Raw genomic sequence first — 20,678 nt, forward strand, 5'->3', positions numbered from 1 at the left:
ACCTTTGGGTCAACAGCTTAGGCGCAGAGCGCCGAAACCGGTTGGTAATTGGTCAGTTTGGCTCTTGCACTACCAATATACCTCGCCATTTTGGGACATGGTACACTTGCCGCCCGGTTGTACTAAGGATTGTCCAAGGAACAGAGGATGGCGACCCCACTTGAACGGTATCAGCAGGATCTGGCTCGGCCGGATTTCCTCCCCGACCCCGCCCAACGGCGCGCGGTGGAGTGCCTGCAGCGGGTCTATGATGCGATTCTGGCCAGGGAGCGCTGGCAGCCGAGCCTGGGCCAGAAGCTGCGCGGCTGGTTGGGGGCCGATGTGGGCGAGCCCGAGGTGCGCGGGGTCTATTTCTGGGGTGGCGTCGGTCGCGGCAAAACCTACCTGGTGGACACCTTTTACGAATGTCTGCCGATCGAGCGTAAGCTGCGGGTGCATTTTCACCGCTTTATGCACCGGGTCCACAAGGCGCTGGAGGCGCACAAGGGTCAGGCGGATCCGCTGCCCAGGATCGCCGCTGAACTGGCCCAGGAAGCCCAGGTGATCTGCTTCGACGAGTTCTTTGTCTCCGACATTACCGATGCCATGCTGCTGGGCGGGCTGTTTGAGCAGCTGTTCCAGCACGGCGTGGTGTTGGTAGCCACCTCCAACATCCCGCCGGATGAGCTGTACCGTAATGGTCTGCAGCGGGCCCGCTTCCTGCCCGCCATTGCCCTGATTAAGCAGCACTGCGATGTGGTCAACGTGGACCATGGCATCGATTATCGACTGCGTACCCTGGAGCAGGCGGAGATCTACCACCACCCGCTGGATGCCGCCGCCGAGGCCAACCTGCATCGCTACTTTGAGCAGCTGGCGCCGGAGCCGGGCCACCGCGGCGGTGAGATCGAGGTGCTGGGCCGGGCCATCCCTATCGAGCGCGAAGCGGACGGGGTACTGCTGATCGACTTCCCGGCCCTGTGTGACGGCCCCCGCAGCCAGAGCGACTATATGGAGCTGGCTCGGCTGTACCACACCGTGCTGCTGCAGGGCGTAGATGTGATGGGCTCCGGGCACAGTGGCGATGACGTGGCCCGCCGCTTCATCGCCATGGTGGATGAGTTCTACGAGCGAGGCGTGAAGCTCATTATCTCCGCCACGGTGCCGATGGATCAGCTCTACGATAGCGGCCTGGTGGCGTTTGAGTTTCGCCGCTGCCTAAGCCGCCTGACCGAGATGCAGAGCCACGATTACCTGGCTCGTCCCCACCTGCCCTGAACGGCAAGATTTCCGAAAAAAGCAGGTGATTTTTGCGCCGCCCTGCTTTATAATTCGCGCCCTGCCTACGTTACAGCGGTCGTTTAACGACCAAAACCAGCGTCTTATCCTATTCGAAGGGATAGGTGGGAGACCGAACAAGGTTGCCCGGCCATATTGGCGGGGCGCAAATGTAACAGCTCAATTAGGTTTTTATCCAAATGAAAACTTTTACTGCTAAGCCTGAGTCCGTTCAACGCGACTGGTTTATCATCGATGCCGAGGGTAAAACCCTGGGTCGTCTGGCTACTGAAGTAGCGCGTCGCCTGCGCGGTAAGCACAAGCCGGAGTACACTCCGCACGTGGATACCGGCGACTACATCGTGATCGTGAACGCTGAAAAAGTGACCGTGACCGGTAACAAGGCGCAAAACAAGATGTACTACCGTCACTCCGGTTACCCGGGTGGCATCAAGGAGATCAACTTCGCTGATCTGCAGGAGCGCAAGCCCGAAATGATCATCGAAAAAGCGGTTAAGGGCATGCTGCCGAAAGGCCCTCTGGGTCGTGCCATGTTCCGTAAGCTGAAAGTGTACGCTGGTGCCGAGCACAAGCACGCTGCACAGCAGCCTCAGGTTCTGGACATCTAAGGGGATATAGGCAATGACTCAATACTACGGTACTGGCCGCCGCAAAACCTCCACTGCTCGTGTCTTCATCAAGCAGGGTACTGGCGAAATCATCATCAACAAGCGCTCCATCGAGCAATTCTTCGGCCGTGAAACTGCCCGCATGGTAGTTCGTCAGCCGCTCGAGCTGGTTGAGATGCTGGACAAGCTGGACATCTACGTTACCGTTTCTGGCGGCGGCATCACCGGTCAATCCGGCGCCATCCGTCACGGTATCACCCGTGCCCTGATGCAGTTTGACGAGTCTCTGCGCCCGACTCTGCGCGAAGCTGGTTTCGTTACCCGCGACGCCCGTGAAGTTGAGCGTAAGAAAGTTGGTCTGCGCAAAGCACGTCGTCGTCCGCAGTTCTCCAAGCGTTAATTCGCTGGAACTTCGGTTCGATACAGAAAACCCGGCCTTATGGTCGGGTTTTTTATTTTCAGCGCTGTTACGACACATCCGTGCGTTTGAGCGCCGTTTTCCTCATTTATCCTCCTATCCCCACAATGATTTCGTGTGATTCAGTTCAATTGCGCACAGCAAACTATGAACTGCGTCGTGTTTTTCTATATAATGGGCCCGCCTCAGCTCTTTGCCCTTGTGAAAACATCGGTTTGGGCACAAAAACAAGATTGAAGGCACGAAAAAAGCACAACCCCTATGGGAGATAAGTGGATGAGCAATGCGCCTGTCGATACCGGACGTCGCAGATTTCTAACCCTAACTACGGCTGTCGTAGGCGGGGTTGGCGCGGTCGCTACTGCGGTTCCCTTCATCAAGTCATGGAACCCCAGCGCCAAGGCGAAAGCCGCCGGTGCACCAGTAGAAGTCAACATTGGAAAGATTGAACCGGGTCAGATGCTACGCGTTGAGTGGCGTGGCAAGCCGGTTTGGGTAGTACGCCGTACCAAGGCCGTACTGGATGAGATGGCCAAGCTGGACAGTCAGCTGCGGGATCCGAACTCGGATGAGCCGCAGCAACCGGACTATGCCAAGAACCCTGGTCGCTCAATCAAGGAAGAGTATTTCATTGCGGTGGGCCTCTGTACTCACCTGGGCTGCTCGCCCACTTACCTTCCGGATGCATTCGAGCAGCAGGTACAGGGGGTCAGCTCTGGCTTCTTCTGCCCCTGTCATGGCTCCAAGTTCGATATGGCCGGCCGCGTGTTTGCGGGCGTTCCGGCACCGCTGAACCTGATGGTGCCGCCACACAGCTATGTGGACGATTCCACCGTATTGATCGGTGTTGATGAGGGAGCGGCGTAATCATGCAAAAAATCATTGATTGGATCGACGAACGGATCCCGATGACCGCCACGTACAACAAGCACGTGGGTCAATATCCGGCTCCGAAGAACTTTAACTTCTGGTACTTCTTTGGCTCATTGGCGATGCTGGTGCTGGTCAATCAGATCCTCACCGGGATCTGGCTGACCATGAACTACGTGCCGAGCGCCGAAGGGGCCTTTGCCTCCATCGAATACATCATGAGGGATGTGGAGTACGGCTGGTTGCTGCGTTATATGCACTCCACCGGCGCCTCCGCCTTCTTTGTGGTGATCTACCTGCACATGTTCCGCGGCCTGATCTACGGCTCTTACCAGAAGCCCCGTGAGCTGCTGTGGATCTTCGGCATGCTGATTTTCCTGGTGCTGATGGCAGAAGCCTTTATGGGCTACCTGCTGCCCTGGGGACAGATGTCCTACTGGGGTGCCCAGGTAATCATCTCGCTGTTCGGTGCCATCCCCTTCATCGGTGATGACCTGACCCTGTGGATCCGTGGTGACTACGTGGTCTCCGGTGCCACCCTGAACCGCTTCTTTGCCCTGCACGTGATTGCCCTGCCGCTGGTGCTGGTGGTGCTGGTGTTCCTGCACATCATCGCGCTGCACGAGGTGGGTTCTAACAACCCCGATGGCATCGAGGTGAAGAAGAACAAGGGCCCGGACGGCTGGCCGGTGGATGCGATCCCGTTCCACCCCTACTACACCGTCAAGGATATCGTCGGCGTCGCTGGCTTCCTGATCCTGTTCTGCTACGTGCTGTTCTTTATGCCGGAAGGTGGCGGCTACTTCCTGGAGGCGCCGAACTTCGAGGCGGCCAACCCGCTGAAGACGCCGGAACACATCGCCCCGGTATGGTACTTCACCCCGTTCTACGCCATCTTGCGGGCGGTCCCCGACAAGCTGCTGGGTGTCGTTGGCATGGGGGCGGCCATCGTGGTGCTGTTCTTCCTGCCCTGGCTGGATCGCTGCAAGGTGAAGTCCATCCGCTACCGCAGCATGGTGCACAAGGCCAACATCGCCCAGTTCGTGGTCTGCTTTATCGCCCTGGGTATCCTGGGTGCGCTGCCGGCCGGTCCGGTTGAGACCCTGCTGGCGCGGATCTTCTCCTTGGGTTACTTCGGCTTCTTCGTCTTCCTGTTTGTCTACAGCAAGAACGAGAAGTGCAAACCGGTTCCGGAAAGGGTGACAGGCTAATGAAAAAGATCTTTGTAACATTGCTTGCCTGCCTGCCGGCGCTGACCTTTGCCGCAGGCGGCCATAACCCCCACGTGGTCAAGGCCGACATCGATCTGCATGACCAAGCCTCGCTGCAGCGCGGTGCCACCGCGTTCATCGAGAACTGCCTGGGTTGCCACAGCACCCAGTACCAGCGCTACGAGCGCGTGGCCAATGACGTCGGCTTCAGCATCGATGAGATCAATGAGCTGATCTACACCGATGCCAAGGTGGGCGATCTGATGTTCAGCGCCATGCCGCAGGAGCAGGCCGCCAAGTGGTTCGGTGCCGCGCCGCCGGATCTGACCATGGTAGCCCGGGTACGGGGTTCCGATTGGGTGTACTCCTACCTGACCACCTTCTACCAGGATCAGAGCCGTCCGTTCGGCGTGAATAACCTGGTGTTCCCCTCTGTCGGTATGCCCCACGTGCTGGAGCGTCTGCAAGGGGTGCCGGTACTGCAGGAAGATGGCAGCATCGTCGCCAGCGGTGGCAGTCTGAGTGCTGAGGAGTACGACCAGTTCGCCTTGGATCTCACCAACTTCCTGACCTACTCCGCGGAGCCGATCCGGCTCGAGCGGGAGCGTCTGGGCAAGTGGGTACTGGGCTTCCTGGCCATCTTCTTTGTCCTGGCCTACCTGCTGAAGCGGGAATACTGGCGAGATGTACACTAATCGCCAATAACAGGTTACAATCTGTCTCTTGTGCAAATGTGGGGGCCTAGCGCCCCCCTTTGCGGTTTCTGCTATCTGAACTTTTCGGAGGGTATCGATGGCTGTCGCTGCCAATAAACGCTCTGTCATGGCCCTGTATTCCGGTGCCAGCGATCTCTATAGCCACCAGGTGCGCATCGTCCTGGCGGAGAAGGGTGTAGGGGTGGAGGTCCTGCAGGTGGACCCGAACCAACTGCCCCAGGATTTGGTTGAACTGAATCCCTACAACAGCGTTCCGACCCTGGTCGATCGCGAACTGGTGCTGTACAACGCGCGCATCATCATGGAGTACCTGGATGAGCGCTTCCCGCACCCGCCGCTGATGCCGGTTTACCCGGTTTCCCGCGGTCAGAGCCGTCTGATGATGCACCGCATCGAGCACGACTGGTATACCCTGGCAGACCGCATTGAGAAGGGCGAAGGCGTTGCCGCCGCGCGCAAAGAGCTGACCGAGAGCATCCTGGCTCTGGGCCCGATCTTTGCCGAGACCCCCTACTTCATGAGCGAAGAGTTCACCCTGGTTGACTGCTACCTGGCGCCGCTGTTCTGGCGTCTGCCGATGCTGGGCATCGAGCTGACCGGCCGTGGCAGTGCCGAGGTGAAGGCCTACATGACCCGCCTGTTCGAGCGTGAGTCCTTCAAGGCCTCCCTGACCGAAGTGGAACGCGAGCTGCGCATCGGCGTATGAGCCAAGAGGTTAGCCCCACTCGACCCTACCTGTTGCGCGCATTCTACGATTGGATGCTGGACAACGACCTGACCCCGCACCTGGTGGTGAACGCCGAGGTACCCGGTGTACAGGTTCCGCGTCAGTTTATCCAGGACGGTCAGATTGTGCTGAACATTGCCCCCCACGCGGTGGGCAACCTGCAACTGGGTAACGATTTTGTCCTGTTCAATGCGCGCTTCGGCGGTAAGCCGCACGCGTTGAACGTACCGATGGAAGCGGTGGAAGCGATCTACGCCCGGGAGAACGGTGCTGGCACCGTGTTCCCGCCGGAGCCGGCCTACGAGGACAGCTCCGAAGAGCCGGAGGAAACGGTGGAAGAGGCGCCCGAAGCGTCCGAGCCCGCCACCCCGCCGACTCGCCCCAGTGGTCGTCCGACCCTGAAGGTGATCAAATAAGGTCGAAGGGATTCGATAACAAAAGGCGCCTACGTGGCGCCTTTTTTGTGTCTTGCTGCCGGGCAGAACAAAGCGGAACCTGGTGTTAGCAAGGCAAAAGAAAAGCCGCCCGAGGGCGGCTTTATTGCACCGGGTAGGGTGCTTAGCGATTACTACTCTGTTGGCTTAGCGGCGTCGACGCAGGCCGGCCAGGGCCAGCAGCATCAACAGGGCGTAGCCCAGGGAACCCCCGCTGGCGCCTTGCTCAGCCGCTTCCGGCGTCGCAGTGGTGTTGGAGGAACCAGTGCCACTGTTGCTGGCGTTGCTGCTATTGCCTTGATCCGACTCCGGCGCCGGGCTGTTGCCCTCCTCCTCCGCGGGGGCAGTGGTGTCGCCATTGCCCTGCTCAGCATCCGGCACCTGCTGGTCCTGCTCATCCACATCGTCCGCTTCCACCACGGTGACCACCGCCTGCTTAATGCTGGTGGTCTTGCCGTCGCTCACCCGAACCTCGATTACCACCTCGCCAGCGGAGAGGCCCAGCAGGGTTACCTGGCTGGTGTTGGCCCCCTGCAGGGTGGCAAAGCCACTGACCACTTCCCAGAAGTAGGTCATGGCATCACCATCTGGGTCCACGGTACCGGCAGCGCTGATGGAGATGGTGCTGCCTTCTGCCACGGTGACGGACTCCGGTGCGATCTCGACCTGAGGTGCGCCGTTGACCATCACGGTCACCACCTTGCTGACCGAGCCGGTGGCGTTGGTCACGGTGACGGTGAACTCGTGATAGCCGTAGCCCAGATCGGTCACGGTCGGAGTGGCGCTCATGGCACCGGACATATGGCCGCTGGGTCCGGTGGTGTGTTCCCACTCAAAGCTCAGCTCACCCCCCTCCGGGTCGACCGAGCCACTGGCATCCAGCATCAGGGTCTCGCCGGCGTTCATGGCGATGTAGCTGTTGGCCAGCGATACCTCTGGCAGGCTAGGGATGTTGTTGACCGTCAGCATAAAGCTGGTGCTGGCACGATCGGTGGGGTAGGCCATGTCGTAGACCGTCACCGTTACCTCGGTGGTGCCATGCCAGTTCAGATCCGGAGTCAGGCTGAACTGCGCGCCGGACTCGTTGCCTTCCAGCTCGACAGTAACGTGCTCACCACTGATCTCGATGGCGTTAGCGGTGCCCTTGAGATCGTTGTACATCACACTCAGGCCTTCGACCGGGGTGTTCTCGTCGGTTACCTGGTCGGCGATGTCGGCAACGGTGATGTTGCTGGGCACATCCAGGTTGTGCTCAACGGTCACCAGCTCCGAATCGTCGTACTGGCTCTCAACGGTGATGACACCCAGCTGACCGGTGGCTTCGGCGGAAACCCGGGCCTGGAACTTCAGGTCGACCCCGGTTTGCTCCGGTCCACGGTAATCAGCACAGACCACGGTGCCGTTGCTGATCTTCTGATCCACATCTTCAAAGGCGAAGCCATCGTTGAGGTAGCCGAAGGTCGGGCCGAAGGCACCCCGCTCACCCCAGTAACCGTGCAGGCCGACAGAGCCCAGGTGGTTGTTGAAGGTGTTGATGGCGTCGTAGGCGAAGATCATCTCGTAGTCACCGGGCTCAAAGTTGATCTCGGTAGAGATGATGGTCTGGATGTTGAAGAACGCGTCAGAGTCCGGATTGGTGTTGCCACCGAAGAAGCTCATGTTCTCCTGGCCACCTTCCCACTGGAACAGGTAGTGCTTGTCGGTCACGACCGCGTACACGGCATGCAGCGGACGGAAGGTATCCCAGTCGGTGGTGCGGCTGGGCATGGAGACGTCACCCCGCCAAAGCGGTGCCACCATGGTGTCCGGGAAGGTCTGGAAGATATCGGTGAACGGAATGTTCTGGTTCCAGAAGTCCATCATCCAGTCGAACTGCACATAACCGAACGGCGAGATCGCCAGCACATCCTGGGCAAACTCTTCCGGATTGGCGTACAGCGGCACATGCGGCAGGCCGTTCTCCGCCATCGGGATCCACAGCATCTGATTGGGCAGCCCTTCCAGGCCAGACATCGGCTGGAAGCCCTGGGCGAACAGGTCAAAGAAGGCCGGATCGCTGCCGTAAGGAACGCGACACATGGGATCGTCGTGGTTGGTGGTGTAGCTGTAGTGACGGCCCATCTGCGCAGAGGAGGGCTGCACGGCATCCAGGGTCAATACGTTGCCACTGATGGAAACATCCTCGGCGTCGATGCCCACACTGCCCACGGTCAGGCTTCCCGGCACCAGGTCCAGGGTGTCCGGCAGCTGGGTGACCAGGCTGAAGCCGCGTTCGGCTCCAAGCAGGTTGGGTTCGAGACGTACGTGGAAGTCGACGATGTCGCCGGCCTTGGCGGCAGTCTGGGACGCAGTAATGCTAGTGTCGCTGCCCATGTGCTCCAGCTTCAGGGCGAAGCTGCCGAGGTTATCGTCGTTGTAGACATCGCTGCCCAGGCTGACCACACCATAGTAGGTGTCGTTGTCCTGTGCGCCAGGCAGGTTGTAGTTCAGGCGCAGTTGGTAGGGATCCATGCCGTTGTTGCTGGCCGGACCGGATACCTCGAGGTTGTCACCGTTGTCACCGGTGACCACGGCGATGTTAAGCACGACGCTGTCCTCGCCGTTCTTGGGATCCTCGTAGTCGTACTTCCAGTTACCCACGACCGCCCAGTAGGTGCCGGGCATCGGGTCATTGACGGCACAGAAATCACCGGCGTCGGTCCAGGAGTAGCAGATCGCCTCATCCCACCACTGAATGTCACCGTCGTTGTTGACGTCCATCCCCATGTCGATGCCGGAGTAGGCCACCTTGTCGACATGCTGAACCTCAACCACGATGCGCTCGGAGCCCTCAGGCACATCAAAGAAGATCACCTTGGAGCCGGGATCCGCCATCACCTCGGCCATGGTGTTGTGGCCTTCGTTGATGCGGGTATCCGCACGGGACAGCATCAGGTCATGGCGGTCTGCCTTGACCAGGCCGTTAACCCGGTAGTTGAAGCTCTGGATCTCATCGGTATAGACCATGGGGGTCAGGGTGTGGCCGCTTTCACGGTGAATAACGCCGCTGACCTCACGGGGCAGGGTATCACCGCTGTAGCGCACGCCAACCGGCAGGTGCTGGGTCGGCAGGCTGTGGTGCAGCGGATCCAGGTTAACCCGACCCAGCAGTTGCAGGCTGGAGGAGTCGTTACCCAGGGCCTCCACATCCAGCACCTTGGCGGTCACCATGATGGCCTGGCTTTCCCCGGCCATCAGGCTGAACTGCTGGGGGCTGACCTGAATATCCAGCATCGGCGCACCGGGGATCTCCAGCGCCTCAGCCGAGACGTCCCAAGTACCGCTGGTGGTGGCAGTGAAGGTCCGCATGAAGGTACAGGTACCCGCACACTGGTCGTTGTACAGGTAGGGCAGGTTCAAGGTGGTGACGCTACCACCGTTGCGCGGGTTGGCCGCACGGTAGTTGTCACCGGTTTCGTCCAGCACCAGACCCACGGCGGTGGCGCGGGCCACGTTGATCACCCCGGCGCCGGCATCGGCGTAGCCGGCAGCAACCGGATCATAGGGGTAGCCATCGCGAGATCGGGTGACACCATCCAATGAGGCGGTGGTCATCAAGGCCGACTGGATCTGGGCCGGGGTCCAGTCAGGGTGTGCCTGCTGCAGCAGCAGCATGGCCCCGGCTACGTGAGGGGCCGCCATGGAGGTACCGCTGATGGCGGCAAAGTCGGTCGGCAAGGGAGCCCGGGTAAAGGGCATGTCATCGGCGTAGGCCGCGTAGACATTGACCCCAGGCGCAGCCACGTTGGGGGACATCACATCCGGGTTCTCCAGGTTCGGGCCCCGGGAGGAGAAATCCGCCACGTAGTTGGCTTGGCCCATCTCGGTGTAGACATTGGATTCTGAGATTGTGATGGTGTGGCCAGTCCCCTCCTTGAGCCAGTCATCCAGACCGAAGTAGCCGTTGCTGTTGTCGCCGAAGTAGTCCCCGTAGCTGATGTGGATACCGGGGATGGCAAAGGCATCGTTGTTGATGCTCTCAGTGGAGTTGGCGTTGCGCAGGATCAGGCCGCCGGCGCCGCCGGCGGCGATGTTTACCGCCTTGGTGACCCGGGCAATGTCGCCACGCTTACAGATGACGATGGGGGCGATGTCTCCTGGCCAGGGGTTACCTTCCGGATCCAGGGCGAAGAAGTCCGCCGGGAAGGCGTCATTACACTTCTCGTATTCGCTGCCGTAGGCCTTGGCATCCACCAGCGGGCCGGTGTAGCTGCCAGTGATACCGCCGCCGCTGATGTCGGACATCGGCTCGTCACCACCGGTGGCAGCGGTCAGGGATTTGTCCACCTTGATTTCACGACCGTGGGTGGTGGCAGCCACCGAGGTCAGCCAGGGCGAAAGGTGATCGATGGCACCACGTGCCTCATTCGAGTAAGCCGGTGAGTAGGAGTTGCCCGCCGAAGCAGACACAGAGATCCCCGCCTCGCGGGCACGCAGGAAGGCCATCTCCACCGGGTGCTCCCAGGGGAAACCGCCAAAGGTGGTGCCGATGGAGTAGTTGATGGCATCAACGCCATCGGCAATGGCGTCCTCGATGCCCGACAACAGGGCGGAGCCGGGGCAGCCACGGTAGCCGTCGCCGTAGCTGGCATCGCTGGCCCAACAGACCTGGTAGGCGATGATGTTGGCCCGCGGCGCAACCCCGGAGACCATGGGGAACACCAGTCCGGTGGGCACCCCATCGGATTGTTCGGCAAATTCCGGAGCCAGGTAGTCCACGTCGTAGAGGACGTTGCCCGCAGCAGTGGAGGCGGTATGGGAGCCGTGGCCCTGATAGTCCTCACCATTGGCGGGACGCTTGGGCGGCACAACCTGCCAGGGCTGAGCGTCCTGGAAGATGGGATCGGAGTAGCTGTCGGTGATCACCTCATAGGAGCGGATCCCGATCAGCTTGTCGTTACACATGCTGCGGAACTCGGCCGCTTCACAATCGCCGAGGAACACACCGCTGCCCAGCGGGTTGGTGTGCTGGTAGCCATCCCCGGCCACCTCGGCAAAGGAGGGGTGATCGGAGTTGATGCCGGTATCCAATACCCCGATCACCATCCCTTCGCCACGGTACTGGGCGTCACCGACGGTGCCGTCCCACAGTTGGTTGGCACCGATGTGCTCCGGGCCCACGTCTGTGTTGAGCTCGTACACCTCTTCGCGATGCACGGCACGGACGCCAGGCAGGGTGGCGATGCGTGCAGCCTCATCCTGGCTCATGGTCACGGCCATGCCGTTGAAGGCCAGGGTATAGCGTCCTTTGACGCTGGACGGCATCCGACTGGAGCTGATCTGCGACAGCACCGCATCCTGCTTGTCGCTCAGGTACTGGCGGTAGCTCTGCACCGCTTGGGTTTGCACCTGCAGCTTGTTGGCGCCGTGAGCGTTGAGGGCAAACGGGGTGGATTGGTGCTGGGGTGCGGTGGCCTGCAGGCCAGCGATACCACCACGGTAGCTGGCGGCAGGCGCGTCGGACAGCTCGACGATGTAGGTGTGCTGGCCGGTCAGGCCCTGCTCATAACGGAAAGGGATCTTGTCCTCTCCGGTCAGAGCGATACCACGGTGCACATTGGTGCCGTTGCTGTTGCGCGGCGCATTGACCTGGGCGCCGGAGCGGTGCCGGCCTTCACGCAGATCGCTATTAAGTTTGATTATGGAATCGGTGATTTCGATGCTTCGAAACTCGGTTCCGCCTTGCGCCTGTCCCGAGGCGCTGGCACTGCCAGCAGCGTATAGCGCGGCGAGTGTCATTAACGTGAGTTGTTTAATCTTCACTTGCATACCCCTGCTGCCCTTTATGGCAGCGTCCTTGGTCGAAAAAAGTGAAAGACCCACAGAGAACTGACAAAAAACTCGCCGACATCAGGGCTTTATCCCTCAAATCATGGTTTGAGTTAGTTTGACTCTTACGTAGCCATCCCATTTGTTCCAATGCATTGTTGGTTGCAATAAAATGTTCAAAAAACATACATCAAGGCGGCACTGCGTCTCAGGGCTGTTTTCTCGGATATGAGTTTTTTGTCGGACTGTATGCTTTTTGAACAATCTGAAGGGGAGAACCGTTGCTGGTTTTGTATGCAAACTGATTGGTGGGGTTGCTGGAGTGGGGCTGACCTCGCCTACCGACACAAAAAAAGCCGCCCGAAGGCGGCTTAAAGGGTTGAGAAGACTTAGCTGCGTCGACGCAGACCGGTCAAGGCCAGCAGCATCAGCACCAGGTAGCCCAGGGAGCCACCGCTGGCACCTTGTTCAGCTGCTTCCGGAGCTGCATTGGCATTGGAGGAGCCATTGCCGCTGTTGCTGGAACCGCTGTTGTCGGTGTCATTGCTGTTGTCGGTGTCCTGCTCCGGGGAGGAGGTGTCGCCTTCCTCTTCGCCCTCAACAGGAGCCGCCGGGGACTGAGCGTTGCTGCCATCGGAGCCCTCGTCAGATTCCGGCTCCGCTTCACCAGGCTCAACCACGGTGATGATCGCCTGCTTGGTGCTCACGGTCATGCCATCACTAACGCGAACCTCCAGCACGACCTCACCCGCGGACAGACCTTTCAGAGTCACCATGCTGGTGTTGGCGTTCTGCAGGGTGGCAAAGCCACTGACGACCTCCCAGTAGAAGCTCAGAGCATCACCGTCAGGGTCGGTCGTACCAGCAGCGCTGATGGTGATGGTGCTGCCTTCGGCTACGGTGATGGACTCCGGTGCGATGTCGACCTGCGGAGCGCCGTTCACCATCACGGTGACCACCTCGCTGACCGAGTGGGTCGCGTTGCTGACCGTCACAGTGAACTCATGGTAGCCAATGCCCAGGTCGGTGATGACCGGGGTAGCACCCATAGCACCGGACATGTGACCACTGGGCCCAGTGGTGTGCTCCCACTCAAAGCTCAGCTCACCACCATCCGGGTCAACCGACTGGCTGGCATCCAGCATCAGGGTTTCGCCGGCATTGATGGCGTAGCTGGTGCCGCTAAGTTGAATGACCGGCTCACTGTCCACGGCGTTGACTGTCAGCATAAAGCGGGTGCTGGCCTGGTCACTGGGGTTGGCCAGGTCGTAGACGGTGGCGGTCACCTCGGTCATGCCGTTCCAGTTTGCCTCAGGGGTCAGGCTGAAGCTCATGCCATCCACTTCCACCATTACGTTGTCGGCGGATACCATCAGTCCCACAGCCCGGTTATCGCTATGGAGGTAATCCACGGCCAGGTGCGCGATAGCGTCGTTCTCATCGATGGTCTGGTCGGCAATGCCGTACACCACGATGTTGCTGTTGACGTCGATGACCTGAACCTCGGTGACGGTGTTACCACCATCGGCTTCCGCGGTCAGTACCACAGGCAGTGAGCTGGAAGCCGCTTCCGGGGTAACCAGTGCGGCAAAGCGCATCACTGCACGGGTGCTTTCCGGCCCCTGGTAGTTGGCACACACCAGCAGGTTACTGCCCAGTTTTTCAGGCTGATTTACTGCGTAGTCGTCGTAGTGATAGCCATTGACCGGGTAGTAGAAGCCGCGCACGCCCTGGTAGCCCTTCAGGCCCACGGTGTGCTCACCCAATTCACTGTCCATCTCACCGTAGGCGAAGAACAGCTCATACACGCCAGGCGTAAAGTCGATGACGCTGGAGGCCAGGGTCATGAAGTCGAAGTAGGTCGACTTATCGACTTCCATCCCCAGCATGCCCGCTTCGGCGTTGTACATCCGCTTCCACTGCGCGGCGAAGTAGGCGCCCTGGTTCAACGAGGCGGCATAGACACCGTACTCATAGGGAGTAAAGGTGGCGAAGTCCATGCCAGACTCATTGAGGGAGACCGCATTGGCGCGCCAGAAAGGAGCCACCACCAGGTCGCGGACGCCATCGTTGGCCAGGGTATATCCCGGCAGCGAGAACTGCGCGTGAGCATCGAAGCGCAACATGCCATCACCCTGAACGGTGAGGATGTTGGTGGTGTCCTTGGCCTCTACACCGTACAGCGGGATGTGCGGGAAGTAGTTGTCGTAGCCTACGAAGTCCGGGATCTCATACATCTGATCCCACTCGTTGCTGAAGGCCGGCAACTGCGGCACACCGATACCGGGCAGGTCGACAAACTCCGGATGGTCGCTAAACGGCAGGCGACACTGAGGGTCATCCAGGTTGGTGCTGTACTCGTAGGTGCGAGGCACGTCCTTGGTGGAAGGCTGGGTACCTTGCAGGGTGACGGTGCTGCCCGCAACACTCAGGCGCGGATTGGCAAACTCGTTACCACGTACGCTCTCTTCGATCAGGCTCAGACCGGCCGGCAGCTCCACGCTCAGGTGGATATCCCGCTGGTCGCCCAACAGGTTGGCTTGCTGAATCACCTCGAACTCAACGATATCACCAACGCGTGCACCTTCGTGGCTGGCGCTGAACTGCACGTCGGCTTCGCTACGCTGCAGGCGAACCGGCAGCTTACCGATGTCGCTGGGGTTGGTAGCGTCGGTACCCAGTTCGACCAAAGCGTGCAGGATCTCGCCTTCGCCAATGCCATTGATATCCCAGTTCAGCTCCAACTGCTGCGGCGCGATACCGTCGCTGTCGGTGGCAGAGACAGACAGGCGATCGGTAACCACGTCATCAATAATGGTGACGTTGGTGACGATACGGTGGGCTTCATCGTAAGGGTCCCACCAACCAATGCTGCCCTTGATGTTGCTGACCATGTACCAGTAGACGCCGGGCTCCGGGTCGTTGATGGCACAGTAGTCGGCAAGACGCCAGTCAGAGACACAGATCGCTTCCTCTTCCCAGTGGATCTTGCCGTCACCATTAACGTCTCGGCCGAGGTCAATTCGGCTACCGAAGCGGGCCAGATCATCTTCTTCGGCAATCTCGACCACCAAGCGCTTGGTGCCGGTAGGAACGGTAAACATGCGGTAGCCGATCTGCGACTCGGCGCTGGGCAGTGCCGCAACGATCTCCTGGGGGAATACGGTGTTCATCTGCAACGCGTATTCTTTTTGCTCCCCGGTCGCCATGCCATAGACCTGGGCTTCCAGGCTTGGGGTCGGCGGCAGAACCACTTCAGCGGTCAGCAGGCTGCCTTCATCACGGCCCACATCCGCCTGAACAATGGTCGGCAAGGCGGCACGATCGTAGGCAGCGATCACCGGCAGGGTTTGCACCGGCTTGCTGGAGTCGCTCGGGGTCAACTTCAGTTTGCTGAAGAAGGTCAAGCCGTCGGTGTTACCCGGACCCAGTGGCGAATCAGACTGATAGTCCACATCGGGCAGGGTGGCGGTGACCATTACCCGCTGGCTCTCACCGGCCTCCAGGCTGAAATAGGCCGGTGTGAACTCCAGTGACATCAGAGACGCACCGGTGTAATCCACCTCCTCGGAGGACACGGTCCAGCTGCCGCTTTCAGTGGCGGTAAAGGTTCTGAACCAGGAGCAGCTGCCCTGGCACTCGCGATCGACCAGGTACGGGGTGTTCAGGTGACGAACATCGCCGCCGCTGTGTGGGTTAGCAGCACGGTAGTTGTCAACCGATTCATCCTGGACCAGGGTAGCCATGGCGGCGCGGTCCACGTTGATCACCCCGGCACCGGCATCATCGAAGCTGACCGGTGCGGTATTGCCATACTCATCGCCCTGAACGGCGACCTTGCTGGCGGTGGTGGTCAAAGCGGATTGGATCTCCGCCGGGGTCCAGGTGGGATGGGCATTTTTCAGCAAGGCCATGGCACCGGCCACATGCGGGGATGCCATGGAGGTACCACTGATCATGGCCCAATTCATGCCAAACCCGTCCATGGTGAAGATCCGGTCATTGGCGTATGCCGCAAACACATCCACACCCGGGGCTGCTAGGGTCGGCGCCATCACATTAGGGGTGGTGGTGCTGGGCCCCCGAGAGGAGAAGGTGGCCAACTGGTCCGCCGGACGGGTGGTGGTGAACAGTGAGCCATCGGTGATGGTGGCACGGTGATCGGTACCGCTGGCAAGCCAGTCGATGATCTTGCCGCCATCGTAGTTGCCGATGTGGGCAGAGGGCAGGGAGTAGAAATCTTCCACCTTCTGTACCAGGGAGTCGCCGTACAGATAGTCAGATTGCGTGTTATACAGGATCATGGCGCCGGCGCCACCAGCCTTCACATTGTCCGCTTTGAACACGCGGGGCTGGTCACTGCGGCCACACACCACGATGGGTGCTTCAGCCAGTGGCGTGCCGTCCGGCAACTGGCTGAAGGTGTCCATGGCAAACTCAGTGTCACAATTGCCATCACCATAATCGGCGGCCGAGACCACGGGGCCGGTGTAGGCACCGGTCAGGCCGGCGGCGCTCATGCCGTAGCTTGAAGGATTGCTATCACCCCCCTCGAAGCCTTCGACCCGCTTATCGCCGGAATCCAGGATACGACTGTGGGTGGTGGCGGCCACGGAGGTCAGCCAGGGTGATACGTGGTCCATCCAGTAGTAGCCAGCATTACCGGCGGAGGCGGCCACGGAGATCCCCGCCTCGCGAGCAGCCAGGAAGGCCAGTTCGGTGGGGGAGGCCCAGGGGGAACGCTCAGCGCCGCCCACGGAGAAGTTGATGACATCCACCCCGTCGCGAATGGCGTCTTCAACCGCCATCAGGGTCGCTTCTTCAGGGCAACCGGCGTAGGGGTCACCCTGGCCACCGGCCCAACACACCTGGTAGGAGATGATGTTGGCATGCGGCGCCACACCGGACACACGCGGGAACACCAGATCGGTATCACGACCGGTGATCGCATCGCCGTATCCCGGCTCGCTCATCTGATAGGGCACGTCGTAGAGAATGTTACCGGCCACGGTCGAGGCGGTGTGGGAGCCATGGCCGTTGTAATCTTCACCGTTGGCCGGACGCGCGCGCTCCCAGTCGGCCCACCAACCAAGGTCACGGAAGACCGGGTCGCCGTAGGTGTCGGTAATGATGGGGTAGGAGCGGACGCCGATCAGCTTGTCGTTACACAGGTGAGCGTGGGCTTCTTGCTCACAGTCACCCAGGTAGTTGCCACTGCCCAGCGGGTTAACAATGGCGACACCATCATCCCCCATGGCAGTAAAGGAGGGGTGATCGGAGTTGATCCCGGTGTCGAGGATACCGACCACGATCCCTGCCCCGGTAAACTGACCATTGTCGGTGGCGCTGCCATCCCAGATATGATCAGCACCGATGTGTTCCGGGCCAACGTCGGTTTGCAACTGCAGTACGGTGGAGCGGGTGACCGCTCTGACGCCAGAGAGCTTGGCAACCTGTGCGGCCTGTTGCTGGGTCAGCTCCATGCTCATGCCATTGAAGGCAAACTTGAAGGAGTTCTTGATCGGCTGGTGCGCACGCAGCTTACCGGTGATGGTGCTGTGGATGCTCGCTTGGCGCTGGTCCAGGTACTGCAGGTACTCCAGGCTGGCGCTGCTGTTCAGATTCAGCTTAGGGGTCAGGCCAAACAGGGAAGGCTGACTGGTCGCTGCGGTGGCATTGAGCCCGGCGACGCCCCCTTGATAGGTGGCCAGCGGCGCGTCATCCAGTTGGATGATGTAGGTGTGTTCACCCTGTAGGCCACTTTCGTATTGGAAAGGCACCTTGCCGGCACGACCAATGTGCTGGTTCGGCGCACTGGTGATCCCTTCACGATTGAGCAGCTGCTGCTGATGGGCCTTCATCTCGGCGTATTGCTCCGCCGTCATATCAAAGGCGTCAACGGAGATAGTCTGGCTCCCCGGCTGACCGGACTCGTCCAGTTGGAAATTCATTGAAGTTATAGAACTGAGCCCAAGGATGCCTTGGGGCCCAGTTCCACCTTGCGCCTGTCCTGACGCACTGGCACTGCCGGCAGCATAGAGTGCGGCGAGTGTCATGAGAGTGAGTTGCTTTATCTTCACTTGCATACCCTTACTGCCTTTTATGGCAGTGTCCTTGGTCCAAAAAAGTGAAAAACCCACGGAGAACTTCGCAATCATCACCGACTACAGGGCGTTATCCCTCAAATCGTGGTTTGAGTTACTTTCGACTGTTACGTAGCGAGGGCTGTAATTCAAATGCATTCTTCGTGTAACAAAAATGCACAAATCCTATAATGCCGATGAGTCCCCTGTGCAAAGTGTTATTTAAAGGTTGCAACTTTTTTCGGTTTTGTATTAATTGAATGTATGGATAAGGGAAATAAATAAGCCAACAGGTATGTATCCCAGGATGGGACATGCCGCATAGAGAAGGGACGAACTATGCGAACCAGTACCATGGAGATCCGACACCTCCGGCATTTTCTGATGCTTTGTCGAAAAGGCAGCTTTAGCGCAGCGGCCGAAGCTCTGCATCTGAGCCAGCCCAGCCTCAGTCGCAGCATTCAGCGAATGGAGGAGCTGCTGGACGCCAAGCTGCTCGATCGCCAACGCAGTGGCGTGGCATTAACCCCCTACGGCGAGTCAGTGTTGCGCCACGGTGAGCGGATCCTGCGGGACGTGCGTCAGCTCAGCATGGAGTTGGAGCTGATGCAGTCCGGCGACTGGAGTGATATCGCCCTGGGGGCCAGCCCCATTCCTGCCCAGACGCTGATCGGGCCGATCGTCGGCGAGCTGACTCGACAGCACCCCACCCTCAACCTGGATCTGCGCGTCGATGGCTGGCGCCAGAACCTGGCTCTGCTGGAAGCGGGGGAGCTCAACTACTTCGTCGATGAAGTGGAGGCCACCGGCCTGGTCAAGCAGGACAGCCTGGAGGTGGTGCCCCTGGCACCGATCCCTGCGGTGATCTGCTGCAATCCGCAACACCCGCTGCTGGCCCGGCCCAATCTGACCATGGCGGATCTGTTGCAATACCCCCTGGCGCTGCCGCGTAACCTGCCCAACGATTTCTTAGAGGAGCACATCCCTGGTCTGGCATTGGGGCCGATGATGGCCGGACGGCGGGTGATCCGCTTCGATCAGTTCCTCACCATCAAGCCGGCGCTGTTTGACAGCCATACCCTGGCGTTGACGCCGTTGGCCAGTGTTCATGAGGAGCTGACTCAGGGACAGCTGCGTATTCTGCAGGTGGCGGACCTGGATGAGATCCCGGCCCGTTACGGCGTGGTGTCTCTGAAGGACCGGACCCAGCCGCCGTCAGCGCAGAGTCTGGTGCAGGCCATCGTGCGGGAAGCGGACAACATCGCCAGTGCAGCGACCCGCTTTATCTGAGTTTTTCGCATTAGCCTCAATCATGTGGGGGTGAGAAAGGATCGCTCGCGCCCGCGCGGGGCGGCTGTTAGGGTGTGTGACATAAATCACGCGCCCACCGCGCTTTGTGGCATAAAAGAGGTAGCACATGATCCAAGGTATCCAAATCACCCAGTCCGACAACGCCAACCTGCTCAACAGCATCTGGTTGATCGATGAAGAGCAACAGCAGGCGCGCTGCCTGGCCGCCAAGGCACAGTACGAAGCCGATCAGATCGTTGCCCTGGCAGAGCTGGGTGAATACGAAGCCCGTGACCTCAACATTCAGGCGCCGCCGGTGCGTGAAGGTGGCCAGCACCTGAACGTTAACGTGCTCAAGCGTGAGACCCTGGTAAAGGTGATGGAAGCCCGCGAGCGCATCGAAAAGGGTGAGGCCAGCAACGACGACTACAATGTCATGTCTGACAATGCCCAGTTGACCATTCGTGTTTCCGGCTACGCTGTCCGCTTCAACTCTCTGACCCTGGAGCAGCAGAAAGACGTGATCACCCGGACCTTCACTCAGTCCCTGTAATTCTGGCGCGCCGAGCCCTCAGGTCGGCGGCCACCAAGGATGGCGGGTTCGAGTTAGCGTTTGAACACCTCCGTAAGAGAGCCACCTATATAGGTGGCTCTCTTTCGTTTCAGGCGCAAAAGCCAAATGAGTGCGCAAAAAAGCACCAGGGAGGGTGGTTTCTGTGGATAACGCTGGGGGTAAGCCGGTATTTGCTGGGGCTTTGTGCAAATGACGAAAAAGCCGGGAAAAAGGGGTTGCGCGACGAAATCCGCTCCCTATAATGCGCTTCCTGTCGACGGGGCACAGCGAGCAACTCAATGAGATGCGAAGCCAGCGCCACCAAGGGTTACACACCCAATTGGTTAAAATGTCGACGGTCGAAAAGAAGTTTGCAAAAACGCCTTGACGACCACGAGGGATTCACTAGAATACGCCTCCTGCCTTGAGCGAAGCGGCTAAGCCGAACAGCGAAGGCAATGCTCTTTAACAATATGTCAGACAATCTGTGTGGGCACTCACGCAGGATTGAGAAATCATCATTTTCTCGATGCTACTGAGTGACTGCACAACATGCAGAGTAATTTGGTCTTCGGACTAAATTATCAATTCAGTATTCATTGAGTACGTCTTGCTCTTCGGAGTAGGACGCTAAATCAAAATCTTTAATTGAAGAGTTTGATCATGGCTCAGATTGAACGCT

At 59.5% G+C, this 20,678-nt stretch carries 12 protein-coding genes; 10 read left to right on the forward strand and 2 right to left on the reverse strand.

The window, feature by feature from the left end:
* Positions 1 to 147: 147 nt before the first annotated feature.
* From zapE to BUC04_RS16440, 8 genes are all read left to right on the forward strand, one after another.
* Positions 148 to 1,257 (forward strand): cell division protein ZapE, encoded by a 1,110-nt coding sequence (gene zapE / locus BUC04_RS16405; RefSeq protein WP_067662838.1) that lies wholly within the window; start codon positions 148 to 150, stop codon positions 1,255 to 1,257.
* A 200-nt stretch (positions 1,258 to 1,457) separates the two neighbouring features.
* Positions 1,458 to 1,886: a 50S ribosomal protein L13 gene (rplM, locus tag BUC04_RS16410; RefSeq protein ID WP_067662841.1), complete on the forward strand. Its 429-nt coding sequence runs from the start codon at positions 1,458 to 1,460 to the stop codon at positions 1,884 to 1,886.
* A gap of 13 nt (positions 1,887 to 1,899) precedes the next feature.
* Positions 1,900 to 2,286 (forward strand): 30S ribosomal protein S9, encoded by a 387-nt coding sequence (gene rpsI, locus BUC04_RS16415; protein WP_067662844.1) that lies wholly within the window; start codon positions 1,900 to 1,902, stop codon positions 2,284 to 2,286.
* A gap of 294 nt (positions 2,287 to 2,580) precedes the next feature.
* Positions 2,581 to 3,171, forward strand: a complete 591-nt coding sequence (gene petA, locus BUC04_RS16420) for a ubiquinol-cytochrome c reductase iron-sulfur subunit (protein WP_067662846.1) — start codon at positions 2,581 to 2,583, stop codon at positions 3,169 to 3,171.
* A gap of 2 nt (positions 3,172 to 3,173) precedes the next feature.
* A complete protein-coding gene (locus tag BUC04_RS16425; protein ID WP_373277976.1) occupies positions 3,174 to 4,385 on the forward strand; it encodes a cytochrome b in 1,212 nt (403 codons plus the stop codon).
* Positions 4,385 to 5,080 (forward strand): cytochrome c1, encoded by a 696-nt coding sequence (locus BUC04_RS16430; RefSeq protein ID WP_067662850.1) that lies wholly within the window; start codon positions 4,385 to 4,387, stop codon positions 5,078 to 5,080. Before BUC04_RS16425 ends, BUC04_RS16430 begins: the two co-directional genes overlap by 1 nt.
* Positions 5,081 to 5,177: 97 nt before the next feature.
* Positions 5,178 to 5,807 (forward strand): stringent starvation protein SspA, encoded by a 630-nt coding sequence (gene sspA, locus BUC04_RS16435; RefSeq protein ID WP_067662853.1) that lies wholly within the window; start codon positions 5,178 to 5,180, stop codon positions 5,805 to 5,807.
* The gene (locus tag BUC04_RS16440) at positions 5,804 to 6,244 is read left to right on the forward strand and encodes a ClpXP protease specificity-enhancing factor (protein ID WP_067662856.1); all 441 of its coding nucleotides are present in this window, start codon (positions 5,804 to 5,806) and stop codon (positions 6,242 to 6,244) included. Before sspA ends, BUC04_RS16440 begins: the two co-directional genes overlap by 4 nt.
* Positions 6,245 to 6,409: 165 nt before the next feature.
* Here the strand turns inward: BUC04_RS16440 and BUC04_RS16445 are convergent, their stop codons facing one another.
* Positions 6,410 to 12,064 (reverse strand): S8 family serine peptidase, encoded by a 5,655-nt coding sequence (locus BUC04_RS16445; protein ID WP_082766759.1) that lies wholly within the window; start codon positions 12,062 to 12,064, stop codon positions 6,410 to 6,412.
* Between the two features lie 395 nt (positions 12,065 to 12,459).
* Positions 12,460 to 18,021: a S8 family serine peptidase gene (locus BUC04_RS24210; RefSeq protein ID WP_067662863.1), complete on the reverse strand. Its 5,562-nt coding sequence runs from the start codon at positions 18,019 to 18,021 to the stop codon at positions 12,460 to 12,462.
* Between the two features lie 471 nt (positions 18,022 to 18,492).
* On the opposite strand from BUC04_RS24210, the gene BUC04_RS16455 reads away from it, so the two are divergent.
* The gene (locus BUC04_RS16455; protein ID WP_067662865.1) at positions 18,493 to 19,443 is read left to right on the forward strand and encodes a LysR family transcriptional regulator; all 951 of its coding nucleotides are present in this window, start codon (positions 18,493 to 18,495) and stop codon (positions 19,441 to 19,443) included.
* A 127-nt stretch (positions 19,444 to 19,570) separates the two neighbouring features.
* Positions 19,571 to 19,996 carry an autonomous glycyl radical cofactor GrcA gene (gene grcA / locus BUC04_RS16460; RefSeq protein WP_067662867.1) on the forward strand — a complete coding sequence of 142 codons (426 nt, stop codon included), beginning with the start codon at positions 19,571 to 19,573 and terminating at the stop codon, positions 19,994 to 19,996.
* The last annotated feature ends 682 nt before the right edge of the window (positions 19,997 to 20,678 follow it).

It is taken from the genome of Ferrimonas marina (assembly GCF_900129905.1).
GTDB lineage: Bacteria > Pseudomonadota > Gammaproteobacteria > Enterobacterales > Shewanellaceae > Ferrimonas > Ferrimonas marina.